Below are 24,098 nucleotides of genomic sequence, written 5' to 3' on the forward strand. Positions count from 1 at the left end.
CCGTTCCCGCGATCCGAGACCGCTGCGGCGGCCGCGGCGCGCCCTGCCGGCGCCCTCCCGTACAGTGGCGCACCACGCGACCACCGCGCAGCGGGTACCCGCCGGACCGAGGGGGACACGATGACCGCACGACCGACGACCGCCCGCCGCCACGGCGCACGCCCGTTCGCGGCCCTGGCCGCGCTCGGTGCCGCCCTGGCCCTCGCCGCCTGCAGCCCCGAGGCGGAGGAGCAGGGGGGCAACGGCGGCGGCGACGGCGGGGGTACCGACGCGCCGGCCGGGTCCAGCGAGCTGGACGTCGAGGCCTACGAGGCGCTCATCGACGCCGCGCCGGTGGCCGAGGACGCCGCCGTCGAGGGCAACGCGTGGGCGGCGCAGGTCCGCGAGGCGGGCGTGCTGCACCGCGGCGGGACCGAGACCTCCGAGCTGTTCTCCCTGCTCGACCCGACCACCGGCACCGCGCGGGGCTTCGACGCCGGCCTGGCCGACATGCTCGCCAAGTACATCCTCGGCGAGCCCAACGTCGAGCTCAGCCAGGTCACCGTCGACACCCGCGAGGACCTGCTCGTCAACGGCTCCGTCGACACCGTCATCGCCACCTACTCCATCACCCCGGAGCGGGCCGAGCGGGTGGACTTCGCGGGCCCGTACTACACCTCCCAGACCGGCATCCTGGTCGCCGCGGACAACGAGGACATCCAGGGCGTGGACGACCTGGACGGCGCGACCGTCTCCACCCAGGCCGCCTCCACCGGGGTCACCGCGCTGGAGGAGTTCGCCCCCGGCGCGGAGATCCTCGCCCTGCCCGACCACGCCCAGGCGCTCTCCGCGGTCCAGCAGGGCCGCGCCGACGCCTACGTGATCGACCAGGCGCTGCTGCTCAACGCCGTCGTCGCCAACGACGACGTCAAGGTGGTCGGCGAGCCGTTCGGGCCGGGCGACAGCTACGGCATCGGCCTGCCGCCGGACTCCGGCGCCAAGGAGTTCGTCAACGACTGGCTCCAGCAGATCGTCGAGGACGACACCTGGACCGAGCTGTGGCAGGTCACCATCGGCGACCGCACCGGCGTGGAGGACGTGCCCGAGCCGCCGGAGATCGGCTCGGTCGAGGGCTCCTGACCGAGGGCGCGGCGCGGCAGGCGGGGAGGCGTAGGTGGAGATCCTCCTGCGGGACTACCTGGGCAACTTCGGCGCGGGCCTGGCCATCACTGGCCGGCTGACCGCGGTCTCGTTCGTGGCCGCCGTCGTGCTGGGCACGCTGCTGGCGCTGTGCCGGATCAGCCCGGTCCGGCCGCTGCGGGCCTTCGGCCTGGCCTACGTCGAGGTCTTCCGCAACGTGCCGCTGTTCAGCCTGCTCATCCTGGTCGTATACGGCCTGCCCGAGCTCGAGGTGGACATCGGCTACATCCCCTCGGTCATCCTGGCGATGACCGCCGTGGGCGCCGCGTTCGCCTGCGAGGTGGTCCGCACCGGGATCAACTCCATCGGCGCCGACCAGGTCCAGGCGGCCCGGTCGATCGGGCTGACCTTCGCCGGGATCGCCCGGCACGTGGTGGTCCCGCAGGCGATCCGCAACACCGTCCAGCCCATCGTCTCGCTGTTCATCTCCATCCTGCTCAGCTCCTCCCTCGCCGGCGTCGTCGGGGTGATGGACCTGACCGCGCAGGTCTCCTACATCAACAACCGCGAGGCGCTCGGCCTAGTCACCTTCCTGGTCGCGGCGGCCCTCTACGCGGGGATCGCGCTCGGCGCCGGCGCGCTCGGCGCGGCGGTCGAGGACCGGGTCCGGGTGAAGCGATGACCGAGACCGAGGCGGCCCTCTTCGACGCCGTCGGGCCCCGGGCGCAGCGGCGGATCCGGGTCTTCACCGTGCTCAGCGTGCTCGTCCTGCTCGGGCTCCTCGCGCTGGCCTACTGGCAGTTCTACCGCAGCGGCCAGCTCGCGCCGTCGAGGTGGGCGACGCTGTACCAGCCCAGCACCATCGGCTACTTCGTCCGCGCGCTCGGGCACACCGGCTGGGCGGCGCTCGCCGCGGGCGCCCTGGCCCTGCCGCTGGGGCTGCTCCTCGCCGTCGGACGGCTCTCGCGGCGCTGGCTGCTGCGCTGGCCGGCCACCGCGGTCATCGAGGTCTTCCGGGCGGTGCCGGTGCTGCTCATCATCTACATCTTCACCTCCGCCCTGCCGCAGTACGGGATCAACCCGGAGGTGTTCTGGAAGCTCGTCATCCCGATCGGGCTGTGCGCCGCGGCGGTCATCGCCGAGGTGATCCGGGCCGGGGTGCTCGCCCTGCCCCGCGGGCAGTCCGACGCGGCCGCCGCGATCGGCCTCACCGGCGGGCAGGCGTTCCGGATCGTCGTGCTGCCGCAGGCGATCCGGATGATCGTCCCCTCGCTCGTCGCCCAGGCGGTGATCGTCGTCAAGGACACGACCTTCGGCTACGTCGTCAGCTACAACGAGCTCATGCAGTCCGGCCGGGTGCTGGTGGCCACCACCGGCGACCTGGTCCAGACCTACCTCGTCATCACCGTCGTCTACATCCTCGTCAACATCGCGATCTCCCGGGCCGCGCAGCGGCTGGACGCCGTCCTCGCGGCCCGCCGCACCGGCACCCGCCGGCGGTTCCTGCCGATCTTCCCGGCCCGCGCCGCCGCCGGTGCCGGGGTGGGGGCGCCCGGGGCGTCGGCGACGGCGCCGCCCCGGCCCTGAGGGGTCGTCGAACCTGCTGCTTCCGGAGCAGCCGTAGGCCAGCGGCCTTGATCGCGGACCGTAGAACAGGCCCCTCGATCGCGGACCGCAGAACAGGCCCTCTCGCAGGAGGAGTACGTCCTGGCAGAGGCATGTGGTCGCGCACGTGGCGAGCGCGGCCTCCGGGCGAGATCGCTAGACGCTCTCGCTTACGCTGGCGGGCGACCGAGCCAGAAAGGGGGGTCCCGGTGGGCTCACTGACCGGACTGATCCTGTCGGCCCTGGCCCTGTTCGTCTGGGCTTACGTGACCTACTTCGTCGTGCGGCGAGCAGTGCGAGACGGCATGGAAGACCATGTGCTCCTGCAGCGAGAGCGCACACCGGAAGCGGATCGAGATGATGCTCGTGGGACGGATCACTGAGCGGGTTTGCCTCGTCCGCGGTGTGTGACCGAGGTGGCGGCTTCGTGCCGCCGCCGGGCACTGCGCCATGGCTGGAACTGCAGCACGGGGGCGGGGTAGGCCTCGCTGGACCTGGGCCCCTGACGTGGCAGGACGCGCCGCGGCCGCTGAACGTCGCGCCGAGGTGAGGTCACCCTCGCGCGATTTCTGGATCGGAGGCATGGCACCCAGCTTGGTACCCGGGCCGGAGCCGGGTCCGCCCGGGTGCGCCCGACAGCGGGGTACCGCTATGGTCCGCAGGGTGATCGGCTGGCGGCGGGGACTCGCGCGTGCCGCCGCGGTGCTGGCGGTCGGCGGCGCCGTCGTCGGCTGCGCCGCCGCTCCCGACGGGGGTGCGGCGAGCGAGGTGGTCACGGACTTCTTCGCCGCCGTCGACGGCGGGGACGGCGCGGCCGCCTGCGGGATGCTGGCCCCGGTCACCCTCGAAGAGCTCGAGGACGACGAGGGCCAGTCGTGCGCGTCGGCCGTTCTCGGCGGCGACGTCGGGCCGACGCTGCAGGCCGAGGCGGCGCAGGTGCTCCCGGCAGGCGCCGGCGCCGACGCGGTGCAGGCCTACGGGCGCCAGGCCCAGGCCGTCGTCGGGGAGGTCACCGTCTTCCTCACCCGCTCCGGCGAGCGGTGGGTGATCAGCGCGGCCGGGTGCGAGCCCGTGCCGGAGCGGCCGTACCGATGCGCGCTGGAAGGGGCCTGACATGCGTGCGCTGTTCTTCCTCTGCCTGGGCGGGATCCTGCTCGGGCTCGCCTACTTCATGGCCATCGGGCTGCTGCAGCGGTGAGCGGACGGACGCGCCCGGCGCTGCGGGACAACGGCCTGACCCTGGTCGTCGGCGGGATCTTCCTGCTGACCCTCGCCGGGCAGGCGGCCGTCGGCGTCGCCATGTTCAACGAGGAGCAGGTGGCCGCGGGCCTGGAGCCCATCACCCTGCTGCAGTACGTGACCACGTCGGTGTTCGCCGCCGACGTCACCGAGAACTGGCAGTCGGAGTTCCTCCAGTTCACCCTCTACATCACCGCCACCGTCTGGTTCGTCCAGCGCGGCTCCCCCGAGTCCAAGGAGCTGGACAAGGTCGGCCGCGAGAGCGACGAGGACCAGCTTCTCGGGGAGCACGTGCGGCCGGACTCACCCGCCTGGGCGCGTCGCGGCGGGTGGCGCCTCGCGCTGTACTCCCGCTCGCTGTCCCTGGTCATGGGTCTGATCTTCCTGCTGAGCTGGCTGGCCCAGTCCGTCACCGGCGCCGTCGCCTACAACGAGGAGCAGCTGCGGAACCGGCAGGACCCCGTCTCCTGGCCCGAGTACCTCGTCCTGCCCGACTTCTGGTCCCGGACCCTGCAGAACTGGCAGTCGGAGTTCCTGGCCGTGGCCTCGATGGTGATCCTCGCGGTGTACCTGCGCGAGCGCGGGTCGCCCGAGTCCAAGCCGGTGGGCGCGCCGCACACCGCCACCGGGATGGAGGGGTAGGCCGGGCGGTCAGCGGGCCGGGCGGCAGAGCCGGGGTGTCCCGGCGCGGCCGGTCAGAGGCGGAGCGGTTCCCGTCCGCACCAGGGTCGGGCGCGGTCAGCGGACGACGGCGTCGTACAGCGCGGTGAACTCGGCCTGCCGTTCGGCGTAGTAGGCGGCCCTGTCGGCGAGCGGCTCGTAGGTGCTGCCGGTGACCTCGGTGCGGGGGACGTCCGGCGCCAGGGTGTCCAGCGCGAGGAGGACGGTCCCGCGCAGGGTGATGCGCTTGGCCGCGACGTGGCTGACCGGCCGGCCGAGGGTGTCGGCAAGGATCTGCAGCCACTCGGGCAGGTCGTTGGTCACCCGGCCCGACGCCATGATCCGGGCCGCGTCCGGCGCGGCGTCGGCCAGCTCGGCGGCGACCCGGGCGTAGGTCACCGCGACCCCCTCCATCCCGGCGCGCAGCAGGTCGGCGGCGGTGGTGGCGGCCGTGACGCCGGCCAGGTGCGCGCGGGCCTGCGCCGCCCAGCCCGGGGCCCGCTCGCCGGAGAGGTAGGGCAGGACGAGCGGCCCGCCCGGCCGTGGCGGGGCGGCCAGCACCGGCCCGGGCTCGCCGTCGAGGCGGAGGGTCTCGGCCAGCCAGGTCGCCGCCCGGCCGACGTCGTTCAGCGCGCCGCCGAGCAGCCAGCGGTCGGCGGTTACCCGGTAGCACCACAGCCCGCTGGGCACGTGCTCCGGCGGGGCGGCGAGCAGGACCCGCAGCGCCCCGGAGGTGGCGGCCGAGGCGGCGACGGTGGCGGGGTCGGTGGCGCCGACGCCGACGTTGGAGGCGAACCCGTCGGCGACGACGGGGAACCACACGGCGTCGGCGAGGGCCGGCCACCGGTCGGCCACGGCGGGCGCGGGCGGCAGCGGGCGGTCCGGGTCGCGGACCGGGGCGAGCCGGTCGGCGTCGGTGCCGACGGCGGCCAGCAGCTCGGCGTCCCACTCGCCGGTGCGCCGGTCCAGCAGCCCGGTCCAGGCCGCGGCGGAGGTGCCGACCGCCGTCGTGCCGAGCAGACGGAGGTAGAGGTACTCGCCGATGGAGAGCCAGCGGGCGGTGCGGGCGACGACGTCCGGCGCGGTCGCGGCCAGCCAGCGCAGCCGGGGGGCGTGGTAGCTGGTGTGGATCCGGGTGCCGGTGCGCTGCTGCACGGCGGGCTCGTCGAGCTCGGCCCGCAGCTCGGCGACCTGTGGCGCGGACCGGGCGTCGGCGTAGGTGTAGCAGGGCGTCAGCGCCTCGCCGTCGGCGTCGACGGCGAGGAGGGAGGCGGCGAAGGTGTCGATCGCCACCCCGGCGACCGGGCGGCGGCCGGCGGCGGCGAGCACGGCGTCGATGATCTCGGTGACCTCCGCGAGCACCTGGTCCGGGTCGATCTCGGAGGTGCCGTCGACGGCGGTGGTGAACTGGTGCGGCACCTTGTGCTTCGCGCCGGCGACCTGCCGGCCGGTCGCGTCGTACAGGCCGCCGCGGCTGGCGGTGGAGCCCACGTCGAGGCCGAGCACCAGCGGGTCCACCGCCGCCGCGAGGGTGACCTGCTGCCGCTCGTCGCTCATCTGCCGTCTCCTGCCTGCCGGGTGCGTCCGATCGTAGGGCGACCCGAGGATTGCCGCCGGGCGGGGGAGGCGGGGGCTCCCGCCCGGCGGGGGCGGCGGCCGGGGGTGGGCCGGCGGGCCGGCGTCGACCGGGCCCCGCTCCGGCCGGAGCGGTGGCGGGGGGTGCGGGCCCGGCCGTGCCCGGCGAGGCCCCGGGCGGGCAGGCCGGTCAGGCCGGGTCCGGCGGCGGGGCCGCCGCGAGGTCCGCCAGCTCGGCGGCGAGGTTCGCCCGGGCCTGCTGCTCCCAGCGGCCGTGCCCGGCCGCCGTCGTGAAGATGGCCTCCCGTTCGAGCAGGCCCGCGAGCACCTGGGACCGGCCGCAGCGGAAGTCCGGGTCGGGCACCTGGGCGTACTCGGCGCGCACGTCGGCGGCGTAGCGGGCGTACCGGGCGGGAGGCGCGGCCAGGATGGCGAGGTCGGCGTCGCAGAGCGCGGCTCCGGCCCGGTCGTCGGGGGCGGGGGCGTGTGTGGCGGTCAGCCGGACCAGCCGCACCACCTCGGCGGCGGCGGTGGCCGAGACGACCCCGGTGAGCCAGGCGCCGGCGAGCGCGGCGGAGCGCTCCTCGTCCTGGCCCGCGACGCCGTCGTGGACGGCGTCGTGGAACCAGGCCGCCAGCACGACGGTGGCCGGCACGTCTTCGCCGGCGGCGGCGAGGGTGTCCAGGTTCGCCAGGACGTCGTGGAGGTGCCCGGGTCCGTGGTAGCTGCGGTGCGGCTCGCGCCACCGGTCGAGGAGCTGCCCGCCCACCTCGGCCCACCGCTCGGGGAGGACCGGGCCGGGGCGGGCGGCGGCCCACCGCTCGGCCAGCTCGGCGTCCCGGGCGTGGGTGCGGGCGGCCGGCCGGTCCGCGGCGCGCACCCGCAGCCCGGCGGCCCGGAGCCGGGCGAGCAGCTCCCGGCCGGGCACCGGCCGGGCGCCGGCGGCGACGAGGTGGGGGACCCGTTCGGCCGGGACGTCGTAGTGGTCCAGGTCGAAGCTGCGGGCCGGCAGCCCGGTCCGGCGGGCGAAGGCGTGCAGCTCCTCTAGGGACTCGTCCGAGACGAGGTGTGCCCAGGTGGTGCCGTGCGCCGGCCAGCGCGGCGGGTCGACGAGGATGGCCACCGGACGATGGTAGGGACCCCGGAGGCCGCGGCCCCAGAGGGGCCGCCCGCTCGGCGGCGGCCGCCAGCGGCGGCCTCGGCCGGCGGTGGCGGTCGCCTCGCCCGGCGGCCGCCTCGCCCGGCGGCTGCGGCCAGCCCGGCAGCGGCAGCCCCGGGGACCGGCAACGGGAGCCCCGGGCCCCCGCAGCACGGGGCCCCAGCCGAGGAACCCGCCGGCTCCGCGCCTCGGCGAGGTCAGCGGGCGAACAGTCCCTGCGCGGACGCCTCGGCGTCGGCGTAGGTCTGCGAGGCGGCGTCGAGCGCGACGGTGATCTGCTCCAGCGACGCCTCCACCTGGGTCTGGGTGGCCCGCCACTGCTCGGTGCAGCCGGCGAAGGCGGTGGCGGCGGCACCGGTCCAGCTGCCCTGGAGCTGGACGAGGTGCGCCATCATCGCGGCCACCTCGGCACGGATGGTGGCGGTGGAGGCGCGGGTGCGCGCGGCCGCCTGCGCGACCTCGATGCTGTCGACCTGGTACCTGGACATGGGCCCTCCGCTCGGCTGGGCCGCCCGGACGGACGGCGTCAGCAGCACGGTAGGAGCGCGTCCGGCCGGCGCGGCCGTCCCCGGGTGGTCCTGGGGACGGGGCGGCCGGGGGGCTTCAGCGGTGGGTGCGGCGGCGCCGGGCCGTCGCCGGTGGACGGTCGAACGTGTCCGGGTCGCGCTCGATGCCGCTGCGCGGCGGGACGACGCCGGGCCGGTCCTCCCGGCCGTCGCCGTCGGTCGGATCGCGCCGCTCGGGCGAGCCGTCCCGCTCCACGCCGTCTCGGCCCGCGCCGGCGGCGCCGGCCCGGCCGCGGGCGGCGTCCCGCTCGGCCCGGGCCCGCGCCAGGCGCTCGCGCTCGGCCTGGGCCCGGGCGCGGGCTTCGCGCACGGCCGCCGCCGCGCGGCCGCGCACGCCGGGGACGACGTCGGCCCGGTCCGGCGGGCCGTCCGGCCGGGGCTGCTCGCCGGGCGTCGGCTGCAGGTCCGGCGGCAGCGCCTCCAGCGAGGAGGGGCGGGCGCCGGCCGCGGTCGCCCCGCCGGGTCGGCTCGCCCCGACCGGTGCGTCCCCGCCGGGGGTGGACGCGGGTTCCCGGCCGCCGGCTGCAGGAGCCGGTTCGGTCCGTGGGGCTCCCGGCGACGCCGGGCGGGCGCCGTCGGCCGACGCCGACGGCTGCCCCGCGTCGGCCCGCGCGGCGGCCGGCGGGGCAGGCGCGTCGGCCCCGGCCCGGACCGGGCCGGCCGCCGGTGCGGCGGTGAACACGTGGCAGGGCCGCTCCGGCGCCGGTGCGGCCGCGGCAGCGGCGTCGTCGAAGACCTGGCCGCGGGCCGCCTCGGCCGCCGTCACCGACTCCTCCGGCGCGCACTCGCCGAGGGCGGCGAGCTCGGCGGTGAGCCGGTCGAGCTCGGCGGTGAGGTTCTCCCGCGCGGCGTCCTCCCACTGGCCGCCGAGCGGGCTGACGAACAGGTGGCGACGGGCGAGGAGCTTGCGCACGATGGCCAGGCGCGCCTCCAGGTAGTGCCGCGGGGGGATGTCGCTGTACTCCGCCCGGACCGCCTTGCGGTAGGCCTGGTACTTCTGCGGCTCCGCGGCGAGCATCGCCAGGCAGGCGTCCCGCAGGGCCAGGGCGTCGATGTCCCCGGGGGCGGTCTGCGGCCGCCGCAGCGCGGTGATCAGCTCGGCGACCCGGTCCAGCGCCGGCTGCGGCACCCCCAGCGCCCCGAGCTCGGCCCGGGCCAGCTCGGCCGAGGCGACCTCGTCCTCGCCACCGCTGCGGGAGTACGCGCGGGCCGCCGTGGCGTCGAAGATGGCGCCGTGGTACCACGCCGCCAGCCGGACCAGGTCCGGGTGGTGGGTCTCCTCGGCCAGCTCGTCGACCCGGGCGAGGACGTCGATCAGGTGCTTGAGGTTGTGGAAGTGCCGGTCCGGTTCGCGCCACCGGTCCAGCAGGCGGTGGCACGTGGCCGCCACCTGCTCGCTCGGGGCCGTGGCCCCGGCGGCGCGGGCGCTCCGGACGAACGCGGACGGCAACCATTGGGGTACGTCGGGGACGCCCATGGCTCCTGCTTCATCGAGGTCTGGGGCTACTGCAACCTCCGATGGTAGGCCCCGTCGGGCCGCCCGCGCGGGCCGTTTGGGGTGACGCCGGGCACGTCCACCGGAGCCGGTCCCGGCGGGCACCGGCCGGCCCACGGTGGACCGGCCGGCATGCCCACACCCGCGGCTGCCCGCGCAGCTCTGTGTGCCCGGCCCGCGGCTCCCCGCGCAGCTCCGCGTGCCGGCCCGCGGCCGCCCACGCCTCGGGCCGCGGCTGCCCGCGCCTGGGCCCGCCCGCCCCGGCCCGCGCCAGCGCGCGGCCACCACCCCGGACCCGGGTATCCTCGGCCAAATGTCCTCACCGCTCGACGGCGCCCACGTCCTGCTGACCGGCGCCACCGGGTTCGTCGGCCAGGCGGTGCTGGAGAAGCTGCTCTCCGCCCATGCCGGCACCAGGATCACCGTGCTGGTGCGGCCGCGGGGGGACCTGAGCGCCCAGGCGCGGGTGGACAAGCTCCTCCGCAAGCCCGTCTTCCGGTCCTGGCGGGACCGGGTCGGGGACGACGCCGCCGCCCAGGCCTTCGCCGACCGGGTCACCGTGCTCGAAGGCGACCTGGGCGACCTCCCCGACCTGCCGGGCGACCTCGACGTCGTCCTGCACTCGGCCTCCACCGTCTCCTTCGACCTGCCCATCGACGAGGCCTTTAGCGCCAACGTCGCCGGCCCGGTCGCCCTCTACGAGGCCCTCGGCCGGGCGGGCGGGGACCCGCACGTCGTCCACGTCTCCACCTCCTACGTCGCCGGGCTGCGCCGCGGCGTGGCCGAGGAGCGCTCCCTCGAGCACGACGTCGACCGCGCAGAGGAGCTGCGCTCCGCGCTCGCCGCCCGGGTCGCCACCGAGAACGCCTCCCGCCGCCCCGAGGTGCTCGGCACCCTCCTGGAGCAGGCCGCCGCCCGGCACCGGCGCGCCGGGGCCGTCGCCGTCGCCGCCGCCGCCGAGGAGGCCCGGCAGGACTGGGTGCGCCGCGAGCTCGTCGAGGCCGGCCGCACCCGGGCCCGGACCCTGGGCTGGCCGGACGTGTACACCTTCACCAAGGCGCTCGGCGAGCGCGTCGCGGAGGACCTGTGGGCCGGTGCCGGGCACCGCCTGTCGGTGGTGCGCCCCACCATCATCGAGTCGGCGCTGCACCACCCCTACCCCGGCTGGATCGACGGGTTCAAGGTGGCCGACCCGCTCATCGCCGCCTACGGCCGGGGCATGCTGCCGGAGTTCCCCGCGCTCGCCGACACCGTCCTGGACGTCATCCCGGTGGACTTCGTGGTCAACGCCATGCTGGCCGCCGCGGCCGCGCCGCCCGCCCCCGGCACCGCCCAGTACTTCCAGGTCAGTTCCGGCACCACGAACCCGCTGCCGTTCGGCCGGCTGTACCGCCTGGTGCGCGAGTACTTCGAGGCCCACCCGCTCACCGACAAGCAGGGCAGCCGGGTCCAGGTGCCGTCCTGGTCCTTCCCGGACCGCGGCGCCGTCGAGCGTGCCCTGGGCCGCCGGGAGGCGGTGGTGGACCTGGCGGACAAGGCGGTGGACCGCCTGCCCGCCTCCCCCCGCACCCGGCGGTGGGCCTCCGGGCTGTACCGGGCGCACCGCGACCTGGGCACGCTGCGCAAGTTCACCGAGCTCTACCAGCCCTACACCGAGACCGAGATCGTCTTCGACGACGCCCGCACCCGCGCCCTGCACGCCGCCCTGCCGGCCGAGCGCCAGGGCACCGACGGGTTCGACGTCACCGAGATCGACTGGCGGCACTACCTGCAGGACATCCACATCCCGAACGTGCCGGGCCTGACCCGGGACCGGCGCGCTGCCGGCACCGCCCCGGCCGGCGACCGGCCGCTGCCCCGGCGCACCGACGTGCTGGCCGTCTTCGACCTCCAGCGCACCCTGGCCGCCGCCACCCTGGTCGAGCACTACCTGTGGGTGGAGCTGGCCGCCCGGCCGGTCAGCTCCTGGCCGGCGCACCTGGCCAACCTCCTCGCCGCCGGCCCCCGGTACCTGCGCGCCGAGCGGCGCGACCGCGGGGACTTCATCCGCACCTTCATGCGCCGCTACGCCGGGGTGGAGGAGGCCGCCCTGCGCCGCGTCGTCGCCGAGCACGTCGCCCCCTCGCTGCGCCGGGACCTGATCGGGGAGGCGGTCGCCCGGGTGCGGGACCACCGCGCGGCCGGGCACCGCACCGTCCTGGTCACCGGCACCATCGACGTCTTCGTCGAGCCGCTGGCCGACCTCTTCGACGAGATCGTCGCCGGCCGGATGGAGACCGACGGCGCCGGCCGGTGGACCGGGCACCTCGCCACCTCCCCACTGGTGGGGGAGGCCCGCGCCGCCTGGCTGCGCCGCTACGCCCGCGAGCACGGCCTGGACCTGGCCGGGTCCTACGCCTACGGCGACAGCTACGCGGACCGGTCCTGGCTGGAGGTGGTCGGGCACCCGCACGCGGTCAACCCCGACGCCGAGCTGTACCGCTACGCCCGGTCCCGCCGCTGGCCGGTGGACACCTGGACCGCCACCCGCGAGGGGCGGCTGGCCCCGGTGCTGCGCAGCATGAGGGGGGCGCGCACGGCATGACCGCGAGCACCGGGCAGCCGGCGGCCCCCGGGCCGCGGGAGCACCTCCTCACCGGCCGGGCGCTGATCACCGGCGGCACCTCCGGGATCGGCCTGTCCTTCGCCCACGCCCTGGCCGCCCGCGGCTGCGACCTGGTGCTGGTCGCCCGGGACGCCGCCCGGCTGACCCGGACCGCCGACCAGCTCCGCTGGCGCTACGGCGTCGCCGTCGAGGCGCTGCCCGCGGACCTGTCCCGGCGGGACGGCACCGACGCCGTCGCCGCCCGCCTGACCGACCCGGGCGCCGCCGTCGACATCCTGGTCAACAACGCCGGCCGCGGGCTGCACACCTCCCTGCTCGCCCCGGACGTGCGCGACCACGACGAGGCCATCGACCTGATGGTCCGCGCCGTGCTCGTCCTCGGCGGCGCCGCCGCCCGGGCCATGCGCGCGCGCGGGCACGGCCTGGTCATCAACGTCGCCTCCGTCCAGGCGCTGGTGACCATGGGCGCCTACTCCGCCCTGAAGTCCTGGACCCTGGCCTACTCCGAGGCGCTCGCCCTCGAGCTCGCCGGCACCGACGTGCAGGTGACCACGCTGCTGCCGGGCTGGGTGCGCACCGGGTTCCAGGAGCGCGCCGGCGCCGACGCCGGCCGGCTGCCCGGCCCGCTCTGGCTCGAGCCGGACCGGGTGGTCGCCGAGTGCCTGGCCGACGTCGCCCGCGGCAAGGACCGGTCCATCCCCTCCCGCCGGTACAAGGTGCTGGCCTTCCTCGCCGTGCACGCCCCCCGCCCGGTCGTGCGCGCCGTCGTCACGCGTATCGTCAGGGCGAGGAAGGGGTGAGCACCGTGCCGGACCTGTCACGGTTCCACGCCGGCTGGCACCGGTGGCTGCGGTTCGCCGCCCAGCGGCTCGTCCTGCGCGGCGTGGTCGGCGCCGTCGTCGACACCGAGGTCGAGGGCCTGGACAACCTGGACGGGCTCACCGAGCCGTTCGTGCTGGTGGCCAACCACTCCAGCCACCTCGACGCCACGGTGCTGGTCACCGCCCTGCCCTACCGGCACACCCGGCACCTGGCGGTGGGCGCGGCGGCGGACTACTTCTTCAACTCCTGGTGGCGCCGGGCGGCCACCTCCCTGTTCTTCAACTCCTACCCGGTGCACCGCTCCGGCCAGGGCGGCAAGGGCCGGGGGATGTCCCAGCAGCTGCTGGCCGACGGCGTCCCGGTCCTGATCTTCCCCGAGGGCACCCGGTCCCGGGACGGGGTGATGCGGGCGTTCAAGCCGGGTGCGGCGGCGCTGTGCTGCAAGCTCGGCGTGCCCTGCGTGCCGGTGGCGCTGCTCGGCGCGCACGACGCCATGCCGGTGGGCCGGAGCTGGCCGGTGCCGGGCCGCCCGCCGGTGCGGGTGCTCGTCGGCCGGCCGATGCGGCCCGGCCCCGGGGAGAAGGCCAAGGAGTTCAACGACCGGGTGGCCGCCCGGGTGGCCACGATGCTCACCATGCAGACGCCCTACGTCGTCGGGGACCAGCCGACGGCGGGCGAGGCCGGCGGCCACCCGGGCGCCGGGACCGACGGACGAGACGCGCGCGGCGGCGCAGGCGCGCAGGAGGAGGCTTCGTGACGGGTGTGACGCACCAGAAGTGGTGGGGCTGGGGGGTGGAGGGCATCGCCTTCCACCACCAGGACAAGCCGAAGATGGCGCCGTTCGTGATGGACAAGATCGGCATCGACCTGTCCGCCCCGGGTACCCCGCCGCCGGACTTCGCCGACATCGACGTCCCCGCCCCCCGCCTGGAGCCCGCGCTCGGCGAGGCCCTGCGGGCCGCCGTCGGCCCCGAGCACGTGGTCCTGGACGACCTGGACCGGGTGGTGCACACCTACGGCAAGGGCCTGCCGGACCTGGTCCGGGTCCGTCGCGGGGACCTGCCGCGGGTGCCGGACGCCGTCGTCTACCCGGCCGACGAGGAGCAGGTCCGGGCGGTGGTCGACGCCGTCGTCGCCGCCGACGCGGTGCTCATCCCGTTCGGCGGGGGCTCGAACATCTCCGGCTCGCTCACCCCGCCGCCGGGGGAGGAGCGGCCGGTGGTCTCGGTGGACCTGGGCCTGATGAACAAGGTGCTGGAGATCGACGCCGACGCCGGCCTGGCCCGGATCCAGGCCGGGGCGCTGGGGCCGGACATCGAGGACCAGCTCACCGCCCGCGGCTGGACCATGGGGCACCAGCCGGACAGCTTCCGGCACTCCACCCTCGGCGGGTGGGTGGCCACCCGGTCCTCCGGGATGCAGTCGGACAAGTACGGCGACATCGCGGACATCACCCGGGGGCTGCGGCTGGTCCAGCCGGGGAAGGTCGTGGTGCTCCGGCCGCTGCCGTCGACGTCGACCGGGCCGTCGGTGCGGGAGATGGTGCTCGGGTCCGAGGGTCGGCTCGGGGTCATCACCGAGGTGTGGGTCAACGTGCACCGGCTGCCGGCGAACCGGGAGATCATCGCCTACCTCTACCCCAGCTGGGGCGCCGCGCTGGAGGCCATGCAGGAGATCTCCACCGCCGACGCCCACCCGTCCGTCACCCGGGTCTCCGACCCGAACGAGACGGCGTTCTCCCTCGCCACCCAGAAGGCCAGCAAGGGCCTGGGCGGGAAGCTCCAGGCGGGCCTGTTCGAGGTGCTGCGCCGGCGCGGCTGGGACCTGGACAAGGCGTGCCTGTCCTACATCGGCTACGAGGGCGACGCCGCCCACGTGCGGGCCGAGAAGGCCGCCGTCGGGAAGATCGTCCGGGCCCACGGCGGGCTGAAGCTGGGCACCGGGCCGGGCGCGCTGTACGACCAGAAGAAGTTCGACACCCCCTACATCCGGGACTTCCTGCTCGACATCGGCGCCCACGGCGACGTCTCGGAGACCGCCGCCCCGTGGTCGCGGCTGCGGGAGGTCTACCAGGGCACCGTCCGCGCCGCGCAGGCGGCGTTCGCCGAGCTCGGGGTGCAGGGCTTCATCATGTGCCACCTCTCGCACAGCTACCACTCCGGGGCGTGCCTGTACTTCACCTTCGCCTACCCGCCGCGGGAGGGGGTCGACGAGCTGGACCAGTACTGGACGGTCAAGCGGGCGATCCAGCAGTCCTTCCTCGACACCGGCGCCACCCTGTCCCACCACCACGGGGTCGGCACCGACCACGCGCCGTGGCTGGAGGCGGACATCTCGCCGGCCGGGACGGACGTCATGGTCGGGCTGCTGCGCTCGGTGGACCCCGGTCGCAACCTCAACCCCGGGACGCTGCTGCCGGCGCACCGGGAGTGGTGAGGCGGGGCTTGGGCTGACGTGGGCCCTGCTCTCGGTCCGGGGCTCGCTCCGGCCAGCGCGTTGACCGGCCCCGGCACCGGCCGCGCCTGGCGCCGACCCCGGCACCGCCCTTGGCTTGCGCCGGCCTCGCCCTCTCCATGTCTGTACTCGTTATGGCGGCTTGCCGTCGTCGGGAAGCAGCCATAGCGAGTACAGACATGCGCGCCAGGGGCTTCGGGGGCCGGGGTCGCTACCGGCGCGCCGGCGCTCGCGCCGAGCTCTGCCCCGGCTCGCGCCGAGCCGGGTTCCGCGCGCGTCTTGGCTGGGGATGCCGGCACCGGTATCCGTGACCCGCCGTCGGCCGCCGTCCTTGTGGTACTTGTGTCGGGTTCACGGCGCCGGATACCCGCCACAAGTACCACAAGGACGCGCGCTGCAGCCGGGCTGAGCCGCCCGGCGAGTCCATGAGGTCGTGCAGCACCTCCAGGAGGTGGTGCTTCGCGTCGTCTGCCGCACCGACGGGAGCTGGGACCCGGGTCGCAGTCACCCGGGCCCCGGCGCCACTCCTCGCCGGGCGGCGCCACCGCTCACCGGGCGACGACTGGCTCCTCCTGGACCACCGGCGTGGCCTCGGCCCGGTCGTCCTGGCGGCCGCCGGTGACCAGCCGGTACACAAGGCCGGCCACGAGGGCGCCGACCAGCGCGGCCACCCAGAACAGCCAGAGCTGGGACAGGGCGCCGTCGGCGAAGAGCGCGGCGGCGGTGGCGCGCGCCGGGTTGAGCGAGCCGCCGGTCATCGGGGCGGTGACCAGCAGGAGCGCGGCGTAGGCCGCGCCGACCGCGAGCGGCGCGCTCACGCGGCTGCCGCGCCGGTAGACCGCGCCGAGCACGACGGCGGCCAGCAGCGCGGTGGCGATCGCCTCCACGACGAACGCGCCACGGGCGTCGAAGGCGGTGGTCTGCCCGCTCGCCGCCCACAGCTGGGACTGCTCGCCCCAGCTGTTGGCGACGGTGGAGAAGAACGTGCGGCTGTCGCCGATCTGCAGCGCCGCGGGCAGGCTCGCCGGGATCGTCAGGAACACCGCCCCGGCCGCGGCCACCCCGCCCAGGATCTGGGCCAGCCAGTACGGGAGGACGTCGGCCCCGCGGGTCCGCCCGCCGACGGCGGCCGCCAGGGTCACGGCCGGGTTGAAGTGGCCGTCGGAGACGTGTCCGAGGGCCGCCGTCGCGCCGGCCAGGGCCAGGCCGGCGGCGAGCGCCATCCCGAGCGTGCCGACCCCGCTGACCGAGCTGTACAGCAGCACCCCGAGCGTGGCGAAGACCAGCACGAACGTGCCCAGGGCCTCTGCACCGACGCGGACGGCCAGGCTCGGCCGGGCGGGCGCGCGGCCGGGCACCGTGGCCATGGGCGGGTTCTCCACCACCGGCCCGTCCACCGGGCGGGGGTCGTCCGTGCCCAGCTGGCCGACGGCGGGGCTGCTCGTCGCGTCGGTCGCAGCGGTCGGGCTGGTCGAGCCTGCCGGTCCGGCCGTCGTGGTCGGGCTGGTCGAGCCCGCTGGGGCGCCCGAGGCCGGGGAGCCCGGAGTCGAGCCCGGGCCGGCCTGACCGGGCTCGCGGGGCTGCTCGTCGGGTGTGCGGTCGTCGATCGACATAGTGTCCCTTCGTCGTCACGCGCCGGTCGGCGCACTGCAGGGTGTCACGCTTGGCTGGACGGTCGCTGGACGGATGCTGGTCGTGGTGGGCTGCGCGCGGCTGGGCGCTGGTCCTGGTCAGCAGCAGCCGACCGGCCGTGCGGACGGCGATCGCCCTACCGCTCGTCGGGCACGGGGCCGGGGCCCGGCGAACCATCGGAGGCCCGCCCGTCGCCGTCGGGCCGCCGCCCAGCGGATCCGCCTGGGTAGGCCTCATGCCCGCTGCCCGAGCTGGGCCGCTCGGCAGGTCCGCCGGCTGCGGGATCGGCTCCGCCGTGCTCGTCGGATCCGTGCCCGCTGCCCCTGTCTGGCCGCGCGCCACGTGCGACGGCACCGGGCCGTCCGCCGGGTACCGGCGTACCGGCCGCCTCGGCGCCGGATCGCCCGCCGGGTGCCACCGTATCGGCCGCCCCGGCAGCACCAGCACCGGCCTGCCCGCCCGGCGCCTCCGCGCCCGTCGGCAGGGCCACCTGGACCGTCGTCCCGCCGCCCGGGGTGGGCAGCACCCGGACCGCCCCGCCGTGCGCGCCGACGACCGCGGCGACGATCGCCAGCCCGAGCCCGGAGCCGCCGGAGCTGCGGGTGCGTGAGGGGTCCACGCGGTAGAACCGCTCGAACACCCGGGCGGCCTCCGCCGGCGGGATGCCGGGGCCGTGGTCGCGGACCTCGAGCAGGGCCCACCCCGGCTCGGGCATCCCGACAGCGACCTCGACCGGTGTGCCGGCCGGGGTGTGCTGCAGCACGTTGCCCACCAGGTTGGCGACGACCTGCCGCACCCGGTCCGGGTCCGCCGTCACCGGCACCGGCGCGAGCAGCCCGCCGGTCCCCGGCGCCCCGCCGGCCGGCGACGCCCCGCCAGGTGCCTCATCGTTCGGCAGCGCCCCGCCCGCCGTCGCCCCGCCCGTCAGCGGCACGACGGCGGCCGGCCGGTCCGGGGCGAGCGCGGCCAGGTCGGCGACGGCGTCGGCCGCCACCGCCGCCAGGTCGACCGGGCGCAGGTCCAGCGGGCGGCCCTCGTCCAGCCGGGCCAGCTGGAGCAGGTCCTCGACGAGGTTGCCCATCCGCTTGGCCTCGGTCTCGATGCGGTTCATCGCCTGGTCGACGTCGGCCACCCCGCCCATCCGGTACAGCTCGCCGTACCCCCGGACCGTGGCGAGCGGGGTGCGCAGCTCGTGGGAGGCGTCGGAGACGAACTGGCGCATGCGCTGCTCGGAGGCGGCGCGGGCGGCGAAGGAGGACTCGATCTGGGCGAGCATGACGTTGAGGGACCGGGCCAGGGACCCGACCTCCGTCGTCGGCGGCGGCGTGGGTACCCGGCGGGAGAGGTCGCCCGCGGCGATCGCCCCGGCGGTGGCCTCGATCTCGCGCAGCGGCCGCAGCGAGCGGCGCACCGCCAGCCGCGCCGCCAGGGCACCGACGGCGGCGATGAGCAGCCCGGCGAGGGTGAGCAGCCGCGCGGTCTGGGCCAGCGTGGCCTGCGCCGGGGCCAGCGGTCGGGCGACCGTGACCGCGCCGACGGCCGGCCCGTCCGCCCCGCCGCTGACCGTCAGGGTGATGGCGCGCCAGGAGGTGCCGGCGTGCTCCCCGGCCACGGTGAACGGCTCGCGGCCGGCGGCCGCCGCGGCGAGGTCGACGTCGGCCAGCTCCGGGCTGCCGTACTGCTCCGCGGTGCGCGGGTTGACGACCGGGACGGGCGCGCTGCCCTCGACGGCGATGAGCACGTAGTAGTCAGAGGGCAGCAGGTTCTGCCCGCTGCGGCCGCCCTGGAGCTGGTCCAGGGTCCGCTGGCCCAGGTCCTGGGCGGAGGTGGTGAGGTCCTCGTCGACCTGGCCGAGCAGGGTCACCCGGAGCACCGCCAGGGTGGCCCCGGAGATGGTGGCCAGGCCCACCAGCAGCAGGGCGGCGATGATGGCGACGAGGCGGGCGCTGAGCGGCACCGCCCGCCACCGCTCGTGCAGCCGGGTAACCATCAGGGCCGCGGCGCCTGCCGCAGGACGTACCCCACCCCGCGGCGGGTGTGGATGAGCGGGGGCAGGTCGGCGCCGTCGGGCAGCCCCAGGGCCGCGGGGGAGTCGATCTTGCGGCGCAGGTAGGAGATGTAGGACTCCACGATCGCGGCGTCGCCGGTGAAGTCGTAGTCCCAGACGTGGTCGAGGATCTGCGCCTTGGACACCACCCGCTCGGCGTTGAGCAGCAGGTAGCGCAGCAGCTTGAACTCGGTGGGGGAGAGGTCCACCGGCCGGCCGGCGCGGCGGACCTCGTGCGCGTCCTCGTCCAGCTCGAGGTCGGCGTAGCGCAGCACCGCCTCCTCCGCCGGGGCGGGCTGGGTGCGGCGCAGCACCGCCCGGATCCGGGCGACCACCTCCTCCAGGCTGAACGGCTTGGTGACGTAGTCGTCCCCGCCGACGGTCAGGCCCTGGACCTTGTCGCTCATGTCGTCCCGGGCGGTGAGGAACAGGACGGGCACGTCCGGCAGCCGGCTGCGGAGCCGGCGCAGCACGGTGAAGCCGTCCATGTCCGGCAGCATGACGTCCAGGACCACCAGGTCGACGTCGTCCTCCGCCGCCCGCAGCGCCGCGTTGCCGTCCGCCGCGGTGACGACGTCGAAGCCGGCGAAGCGCAACGAGGCGGAGAGCAGCTCGCGGATGGCCGGCTCGTCGTCGACGACCAGGAGCCGGGCCTCGGCGGTGCGCTCACCAGCCCGGCGGTCGGTGGCGGAAGGGGCGTCCATGCGGCCAAGCCTCTCGCACCTGGCTGGACGGTTCCTGGGAGCCTGCTGGGACCGGGGTGGGCGCGCGGGCGGTCGGGCCGGCCGACGGCGGGACCGGGCTGGGTGCGCGCGACCCGGCTACGGCCGCAGCAGGCGGATCTCTAGATCGAGGTCCCGGTCCGCCCACGCCCGATCGGCGGTGAGGGTCGGTGCCTCGAGGCGCCGAGCCAAGGCCAGGCACGCGCGGTCGCCCAGAGAGAGGCCGTGAGGTTGCGCGAGGGGATACAGGGCGGCAACCACCAGGGCGTCTTCGGCGGTCAAGGGCTCCACGTCGACCTTGTTCTGCACGGCGTCGAGGATGCGCGGATCGAGGCCATTGCGAACGAGTACTGTCCCGGCCTCCGCGAGGTTGACGGTGCCGACAGCCGCACCGGATGCGACCGCGTCGGCCACCTGTGCCGCGCCCGGCTCGTTGAAGATCAGCGTCAGCAGTGCCGACGCATCGAGCACGACCGTCATCGCTGTTGGCGTGCGACCGAGTCCTCGTCGGCCGCTTCCCGCGCGCGTAGCTGGCGGAGCTCGTCTACCGCTGAATGGTCCAGCTTGCCTGCAATACCGATGAGAGCCCTGGCAGCAACCGGCGTGCTGACGAGCCGCGCACCATCCGGCTCCTCGATGACCACGACCTCGTCGCCGGGGCTGAGCCCCAGTCGGTGGCGCACCGCTGCGGGGAGCTGCAGGCGCCCACGCTCGTCCAGGCGCACCCTGAGCGACTTCATGTGGGCAAGACTAGCGTCTGCCCACGCCTGCGCCCGAGTGGGCACGACCAGGATGCACCTCGCCCCACCAGCCCTTCTGACTCGCTCCCGCCTGGCACCGCACGAGACCGACCAGGTGGCGGCGTCCCGGCGGCGGCACACGGTCACGCCGGGCGGATCTGCCCGATCGCCGCCTCCACCTTCTCCCGCAGCCCGGCGCCGATGGGCGCCGCGCCGGCGACGTCGGGCCGGGCCACCCGTTCCTGCCCCTCCGGCGAGGCCATGTACTCCAGGAGCGTGCGGACGTTCGTCGCGTCCTGCTCGCTGCCGTAGCGCTCGCAGGCCAGGGTGTAGGAGACGAGGACCAGCGGGTAGGTGCCCGGGGTGTCGGTGTCCCGGGCCAGCTCGACGGTCAGCCGCAGGTCGGTGGCGTCCTCCGCCCGCGGGGAGGCATCGACGACGGCGGCCGCGGCCTCCGCGGAGAACGGCACGAAGTCCTCGCCCACGCCGAGTGCGACGGTGCTCAGGTCCTGGGTCACCTGGGCCGCGTCGATGTAGCCGACGGTGCCCTCGGCGGCGGTGATGGTCTGCACGACGCCGGACGTCCCGGTCCCCGACTGGGTGCCGCTGATCGGCCAGGTCTCGCTCGGCTCGTGCGGCCAGGCCTCGCCCCCGGCGGCGGCCAGGTACTCGGTGAAGCTCTCCGTGGTGCCGGAGTCGTCGGACCGGTTCACCGGCACGACGGCCTGGTCCGGCAGGGCCACCCCCGGGTTGGCCGCGGCGATGGCCGGGTCGTTCCACCGGGTGATCTCGCCGGCGAAGATCGCCGCGAGCGTCTCGGGGGCCAGGTTGAGGTGCTCGGCGCCAAGGCCGGGCAGGTTGTATGCCACCGCGATCGGGGAGATGTACAGCGGGAGCTCGACCACCTCCCCGCCGAAGCACCGGTCCCGCCCGCGGGCGAGCTCCTCCTCGTCCATCGGGACGTCGGAACCGGCGAACAGGACCGCCCCGTTGAGGAACATCTCCCGCCCGGTGCCCGACCCCACCGGGTCGTAGGAGGCGACGACGCCGGGATGCGCCTCGTAGAACCCCGCCAGCCACGCCTGCATGGCGATCTCCTGGGAGGAGGCACCAGCGCCGGGGAGCGTGCCGCTCAGCCCGCCCGGCTCGGTCGGGTTGCCGCAGGCGGCCAGGCCGAGCCCGACGGCGGCGAGCACGGCCCCGGCGCGGCGCAGCCCGGCCGTACCGCCCCGACGTCGCCGCCCTGGTGCAGGCGCCGCGGCCCGGTGGGGGCCGCGGGGGACGGTCAGCACGCCGTCATCGTAAGGGACCTGCGGCGACGTCCCTCGCCGGGGCCTGGGGTGAGCGGTACCGGGTGAGGTAGCGGGGTCAGCCGTGGCCGGCGTCGCCGCGGGGTCAGCGGTAGCGGGGTCAGCCGTGGCCGGCGGGGCCGCGGGCCGGCGGCACGGGTCGGCGTCGCGGGGTCAGAGGTAGCGGGTGGGGTCGAACGCGGCGAGCGGGATGATCCGGACGCGCGGCAGGACGGCGTTGAAGGCGCGGAGGTCGTCCTCGAGGTCGAAGACCTGCAGGCCGCGCCCGGTGAGCTCGGCGAGCTGGGCGTTGAGGAACTCCCGGAAGCAGACGACGCTGACCCGGCGGCCGGCGTCGAGGAGCGCCGCGACCTGGGGGATGTAGTCCCCGTCGTGGGAGGCCAGCACGACGTCGCCGCTGCCCTGGGCGAGGATGGCGTCCATGGTCCGCTGGATGCCGATGTCCACGACCTTCTCGGAGCCCTCGCCGGCGAGCGGGATGGGCTGGTAGCTCATCGCCAGCAGCGCCTGGATGAAGCTCATCGGCATCTGCCCCGAGCTGGCGTTGAGGAAGAACAGGCCGCGGGCCGGCTCGGACCACATCAGCTGGGTGAAGTGCAGGATCCGGTCCCAGCGCGGCCGCTCCTCCGACAACGGCCGGCGTCCGAGGACGCTCATCCCGAGCGTGGCGTCGATGTTCTCGCCGTCGACGAGGAGGTAGGCGGTGGAGTCCGCGGTGGCTGCGGCGGTGGAGTCCGGCATGGGTGCAGCGTAGGGCTGCGGGTCGCGCGGGCCGCCCAACCGAGAACCGCACGGCGAGCCGGGCCGCCCGGCCGCCGTCGCCGGATCAGACCGCGGCCACCGCCGCCCGGCCGGGCGAGGCGCACTGGCCCGGCCGGGCGAGCCGGACAGGCCCGGCCGCCGTCGTCCGGTCAGGCCGCGGCGACCGCGGCGTCGACCTGCGCCGGGGCGAGCACATGCTGGGCGACCAGGGCGGCTGCGCCGAGCACCCCGGCGCGGCCCTCGGTGCGCGCGCCGACGACCCGCAGGTGCTGGGTGGCCAGCGGCAGCGACCGGCGGTAGACCGCCTCGCGGATCCCGGCGAGGAGCTGCTCGCCCACCGCCGCCACCGCCCCGCCGATGACGATGACCGAGGGGTTCAGCAGGCTCACGCAGGCGGCCAGCACGTCCCCGATCTCCCGCCCGGCCTGCCGCACGGCCAGCCCGGCCTCGACGTCGCCACGGCGCACGAGGTCCACGACGTCGGCGCTGCCGGTGGCCGGCAGGCCCAGCTCGCGCAGCCGGGCGGCGATCGCCGGCCCGCTGGCCACCGCCTCCAGGCAGCCGACGTTGCCGCAGCGGCACCGGACCTGCGGCCCGCCGGGGACCGCGACGTGCCCCAGGTCCCCGGCCGCGCCCTGGGCGCCGCGCTGCAGCCGCCCCGCGGAGATGATCCCGGCGCCGATGCCGGAGGCGACCTTGACGAACAGCAGGTCGGCCACGTCCGGCCAGACCGCCGTGTGCTCGCCGAGCGCCATGATGTTGACGTCGTTGTCGATGAGCACCGGAACCGGGAATTCCGCGCGCAGCCGGCCCGGCACGTCGAACCCGTCCCAGTTGGGCATGATCGGCGGGTTCGTCGGTCGGCCGGAGACGTGCTCGACCGGGCCCGGCAGCCCCATGCCGAGCCCGACCACGTCGGTCATCGGCCGGCCCACCCGCCCCACCAGGGCGACGGCGACGGCGCTCACCCGGCTCAGCACCGGCTCCGGACCGTCGGCGATGCGCAGCGGCAGATCCTCCTCGGCCAGCACCCGGGCGGCCAGGTCGGTCACCGCGACGCGGGCGTGGCTGGCCCCGAGGTCGACGGCGAGGACCAGCCGGGCGCCGGGGTTGAAGGCGAACGTCGCCGGCGGGCGGCCGCCGGTGGAAGCGGCCTCCCCGGTGGGGGCGAGCAGGCCGACGGCGAGGAGCTCCTCGACCCGGGCCGCCACGGTGGACCGGGCCAGCCCGGTGAAGGCCGCCAGGTCGGCGCGGGTTCGGGGGCGCCCGTCGCGGAGGTGCTGGAAGATCGCCCCCGCCCCGGACGGACGGACCCCCGGTGCGCCGGCCCCGTTGCCGGCGGCGGCCGACGTCGGGTCCGGGACCCGGGTGGCGCCGTCGGGCGAGCCGCCGAATGCAGTGGTGCCGTCGGGCGAGGCGCCGAACCGGCTGGCGCCGTCGGGCGACCTGGCGAACCGGTCTGCACCGGCAGGCCGTGTGGCGCCGTCGGGCGACCCGGTGGCGTCGGCCGGTGCGCCGGGAGCACGGGGGACGGTCGCCATGCCAGGAGTAAAGCACCTCCCCCTTCTGCCGCGCCGCACCCACTC

The 24,098-nt window shown here is 76.1% G+C and carries 22 protein-coding genes; 10 read left to right on the plus strand and 12 right to left on the minus strand.

Annotated elements, in window-relative coordinates:
• The first annotated feature begins 120 nt into the window (after positions 1-120).
• The 6 genes from MF406_RS03235 (at position 121) to MF406_RS03260 (ending at position 4,605) form a co-directional block, all read left to right on the plus strand.
• The gene (locus MF406_RS03235; RefSeq protein WP_242896573.1) at positions 121-1,119 is read left to right on the plus strand and encodes a glutamate ABC transporter substrate-binding protein; all 999 of its coding nucleotides are present in this window, start codon (positions 121-123) and stop codon (positions 1,117-1,119) included.
• 34 nt (positions 1,120-1,153) lie between these two features.
• The gene (locus MF406_RS03240) at positions 1,154-1,801 is read left to right on the plus strand and encodes an amino acid ABC transporter permease (RefSeq protein WP_242896574.1); all 648 of its coding nucleotides are present in this window, start codon (positions 1,154-1,156) and stop codon (positions 1,799-1,801) included.
• A complete protein-coding gene (locus MF406_RS03245; protein ID WP_242896575.1) occupies positions 1,798-2,706 on the plus strand; it encodes an amino acid ABC transporter permease in 909 nt (302 codons plus the stop codon). The genes MF406_RS03240 and MF406_RS03245 overlap by 4 nt, the downstream gene beginning before the upstream one ends.
• A gap of 227 nt (positions 2,707-2,933) precedes the next feature.
• Positions 2,934-3,107: a hypothetical protein gene (locus MF406_RS03250; RefSeq protein ID WP_242896576.1), complete on the plus strand. Its 174-nt coding sequence runs from the start codon at positions 2,934-2,936 to the stop codon at positions 3,105-3,107.
• A 280-nt stretch (positions 3,108-3,387) separates the two neighbouring features.
• Entirely contained in the window at positions 3,388-3,837 is a 450-nt protein-coding gene (locus MF406_RS03255) for a hypothetical protein (protein ID WP_242896577.1), read from the plus strand.
• Between the two features lie 81 nt (positions 3,838-3,918).
• Positions 3,919-4,605: a DUF6766 family protein gene (locus MF406_RS03260; RefSeq protein WP_242896578.1), complete on the plus strand. Its 687-nt coding sequence runs from the start codon at positions 3,919-3,921 to the stop codon at positions 4,603-4,605.
• Positions 4,606-4,701: 96 nt separating this feature from the next.
• Here MF406_RS03260 and MF406_RS03265 read toward each other — a convergent pair whose 3' ends face one another.
• The 4 genes from MF406_RS03265 to MF406_RS18995 all read right to left on the minus strand — a co-directional run bounded on the left by MF406_RS03265 (position 4,702) and on the right by MF406_RS18995 (position 9,400).
• The gene (locus MF406_RS03265) at positions 4,702-6,180 is read right to left on the minus strand and encodes a gluconokinase (RefSeq protein ID WP_242896579.1); all 1,479 of its coding nucleotides are present in this window, start codon (positions 6,178-6,180) and stop codon (positions 4,702-4,704) included.
• 208 nt (positions 6,181-6,388) lie between these two features.
• Entirely contained in the window at positions 6,389-7,321 is a 933-nt protein-coding gene (locus tag MF406_RS03270; RefSeq protein ID WP_242896580.1) for a DUF4031 domain-containing protein, read from the minus strand.
• 233 nt (positions 7,322-7,554) lie between these two features.
• The gene (locus MF406_RS03275) at positions 7,555-7,845 is read right to left on the minus strand and encodes a WXG100 family type VII secretion target (protein ID WP_242896581.1); all 291 of its coding nucleotides are present in this window, start codon (positions 7,843-7,845) and stop codon (positions 7,555-7,557) included.
• A 115-nt stretch (positions 7,846-7,960) separates the two neighbouring features.
• Complete coding sequence (locus MF406_RS18995; RefSeq protein ID WP_371744584.1) at positions 7,961-9,400, minus strand: hypothetical protein; 1,440 nt, start codon at positions 9,398-9,400, stop codon at positions 7,961-7,963.
• Positions 9,401-9,731: 331 nt separating this feature from the next.
• Between MF406_RS18995 and MF406_RS03285 the strand changes: the two genes are divergently transcribed.
• The 4 genes from MF406_RS03285 to MF406_RS03300 are packed head-to-tail and all read left to right on the plus strand — an operon-like array spanning position 9,732 to position 15,281.
• Positions 9,732-12,002 (plus strand): HAD-IB family hydrolase, encoded by a 2,271-nt coding sequence (locus MF406_RS03285; RefSeq protein WP_242896582.1) that lies wholly within the window; start codon positions 9,732-9,734, stop codon positions 12,000-12,002.
• Complete coding sequence (locus tag MF406_RS03290; RefSeq protein WP_242896583.1) at positions 11,999-12,823, plus strand: SDR family oxidoreductase; 825 nt, start codon at positions 11,999-12,001, stop codon at positions 12,821-12,823. Before MF406_RS03285 ends, MF406_RS03290 begins: the two co-directional genes overlap by 4 nt.
• Positions 12,820-13,602 (plus strand): 1-acyl-sn-glycerol-3-phosphate acyltransferase, encoded by a 783-nt coding sequence (locus tag MF406_RS03295; RefSeq protein WP_242896584.1) that lies wholly within the window; start codon positions 12,820-12,822, stop codon positions 13,600-13,602. Before MF406_RS03290 ends, MF406_RS03295 begins: the two co-directional genes overlap by 4 nt.
• On the plus strand, positions 13,599-15,281 hold the full coding sequence (locus MF406_RS03300; protein ID WP_242896585.1) for an FAD-binding oxidoreductase: 1,683 nt from the start codon (positions 13,599-13,601) through the stop codon (positions 15,279-15,281). Before MF406_RS03295 ends, MF406_RS03300 begins: the two co-directional genes overlap by 4 nt.
• Before the next feature lie 566 nt (positions 15,282-15,847).
• Here the strand turns inward: MF406_RS03300 and MF406_RS03305 are convergent.
• From MF406_RS03305 to MF406_RS03340, 8 genes are all read right to left on the minus strand, one after another.
• Positions 15,848-16,912 carry an aquaporin gene (locus MF406_RS03305; protein WP_242896586.1) on the minus strand — a complete coding sequence of 355 codons (1,065 nt, stop codon included), beginning with the start codon at positions 16,910-16,912 and terminating at the stop codon, positions 15,848-15,850.
• 155 nt (positions 16,913-17,067) lie between these two features.
• Positions 17,068-18,921: an ATP-binding protein gene (locus tag MF406_RS03310; protein WP_242896587.1), complete on the minus strand. Its 1,854-nt coding sequence runs from the start codon at positions 18,919-18,921 to the stop codon at positions 17,068-17,070.
• Positions 18,921-19,682 carry a response regulator transcription factor gene (locus tag MF406_RS03315; protein ID WP_242896588.1) on the minus strand — a complete coding sequence of 254 codons (762 nt, stop codon included), beginning with the start codon at positions 19,680-19,682 and terminating at the stop codon, positions 18,921-18,923. The genes MF406_RS03310 and MF406_RS03315 overlap by 1 nt, the downstream gene beginning before the upstream one ends.
• Positions 19,683-19,799: 117 nt before the next feature.
• Positions 19,800-20,180: a type II toxin-antitoxin system VapC family toxin gene (locus tag MF406_RS03320; protein WP_242896589.1), complete on the minus strand. Its 381-nt coding sequence runs from the start codon at positions 20,178-20,180 to the stop codon at positions 19,800-19,802.
• On the minus strand, positions 20,177-20,440 hold the full coding sequence (locus MF406_RS03325; RefSeq protein ID WP_242896590.1) for an AbrB/MazE/SpoVT family DNA-binding domain-containing protein: 264 nt from the start codon (positions 20,438-20,440) through the stop codon (positions 20,177-20,179). The genes MF406_RS03320 and MF406_RS03325 overlap by 4 nt, the downstream gene beginning before the upstream one ends.
• A 143-nt stretch (positions 20,441-20,583) precedes the next feature.
• On the minus strand, positions 20,584-21,732 hold the full coding sequence (gene pstS / locus MF406_RS03330; RefSeq protein ID WP_242896591.1) for a phosphate ABC transporter substrate-binding protein PstS: 1,149 nt from the start codon (positions 21,730-21,732) through the stop codon (positions 20,584-20,586).
• A gap of 171 nt (positions 21,733-21,903) precedes the next feature.
• Positions 21,904-22,491: an NYN domain-containing protein gene (locus MF406_RS03335; RefSeq protein WP_242896592.1), complete on the minus strand. Its 588-nt coding sequence runs from the start codon at positions 22,489-22,491 to the stop codon at positions 21,904-21,906.
• Positions 22,492-22,661: 170 nt separating this feature from the next.
• Positions 22,662-24,053: an ROK family transcriptional regulator gene (locus MF406_RS03340; protein WP_242896593.1), complete on the minus strand. Its 1,392-nt coding sequence runs from the start codon at positions 24,051-24,053 to the stop codon at positions 22,662-22,664.
• Positions 24,054-24,098 lie beyond the last annotated feature (45 nt).

It is taken from the genome of Georgenia sp. TF02-10, assembly GCF_022759505.1.
GTDB lineage: Bacteria > Actinomycetota > Actinomycetes > Actinomycetales > Actinomycetaceae > TF02-10.

What these genes read in the sequence shown, in the direction of transcription:
- MF406_RS03340 (WP_242896593.1), bottom strand. Translation starts at nt 24,053, where the DNA reads ATGGCGACCGTCCCCCGTGCTCCCGGCGCACCGGCCGACGCCACCGGG.
- MF406_RS03325 (WP_242896590.1), bottom strand. Translation starts at nt 20,440, where the DNA reads ATGAAGTCGCTCAGGGTGCGCCTGGACGAGCGTGGGCGCCTGCAGCTC.
- MF406_RS18995 (WP_371744584.1), bottom strand. Translation starts at nt 9,400, where the DNA reads ATGGGCGTCCCCGACGTACCCCAATGGTTGCCGTCCGCGTTCGTCCGG.
- MF406_RS03290 (WP_242896583.1), top strand. Translation starts at nt 11,999, where the DNA reads ATGACCGCGAGCACCGGGCAGCCGGCGGCCCCCGGGCCGCGGGAGCAC.
- MF406_RS03310 (WP_242896587.1), bottom strand. Translation starts at nt 18,921, where the DNA reads ATGGTTACCCGGCTGCACGAGCGGTGGCGGGCGGTGCCGCTCAGCGCC.
- MF406_RS03335 (WP_242896592.1), bottom strand. Translation starts at nt 22,491, where the DNA reads ATGCCGGACTCCACCGCCGCAGCCACCGCGGACTCCACCGCCTACCTC.
- MF406_RS03275 (WP_242896581.1), bottom strand. Translation starts at nt 7,845, where the DNA reads ATGTCCAGGTACCAGGTCGACAGCATCGAGGTCGCGCAGGCGGCCGCG.
- MF406_RS03235 (WP_242896573.1), top strand. Translation starts at nt 121, where the DNA reads ATGACCGCACGACCGACGACCGCCCGCCGCCACGGCGCACGCCCGTTC.
- MF406_RS03245 (WP_242896575.1), top strand. Translation starts at nt 1,798, where the DNA reads ATGACCGAGACCGAGGCGGCCCTCTTCGACGCCGTCGGGCCCCGGGCG.
- MF406_RS03320 (WP_242896589.1), bottom strand. Translation starts at nt 20,180, where the DNA reads ATGACGGTCGTGCTCGATGCGTCGGCACTGCTGACGCTGATCTTCAAC.
- MF406_RS03285 (WP_242896582.1), top strand. Translation starts at nt 9,732, where the DNA reads ATGTCCTCACCGCTCGACGGCGCCCACGTCCTGCTGACCGGCGCCACC.
- MF406_RS03315 (WP_242896588.1), bottom strand. Translation starts at nt 19,682, where the DNA reads ATGGACGCCCCTTCCGCCACCGACCGCCGGGCTGGTGAGCGCACCGCC.
- MF406_RS03265 (WP_242896579.1), bottom strand. Translation starts at nt 6,180, where the DNA reads ATGAGCGACGAGCGGCAGCAGGTCACCCTCGCGGCGGCGGTGGACCCG.
- MF406_RS03305 (WP_242896586.1), bottom strand. Translation starts at nt 16,912, where the DNA reads ATGTCGATCGACGACCGCACACCCGACGAGCAGCCCCGCGAGCCCGGT.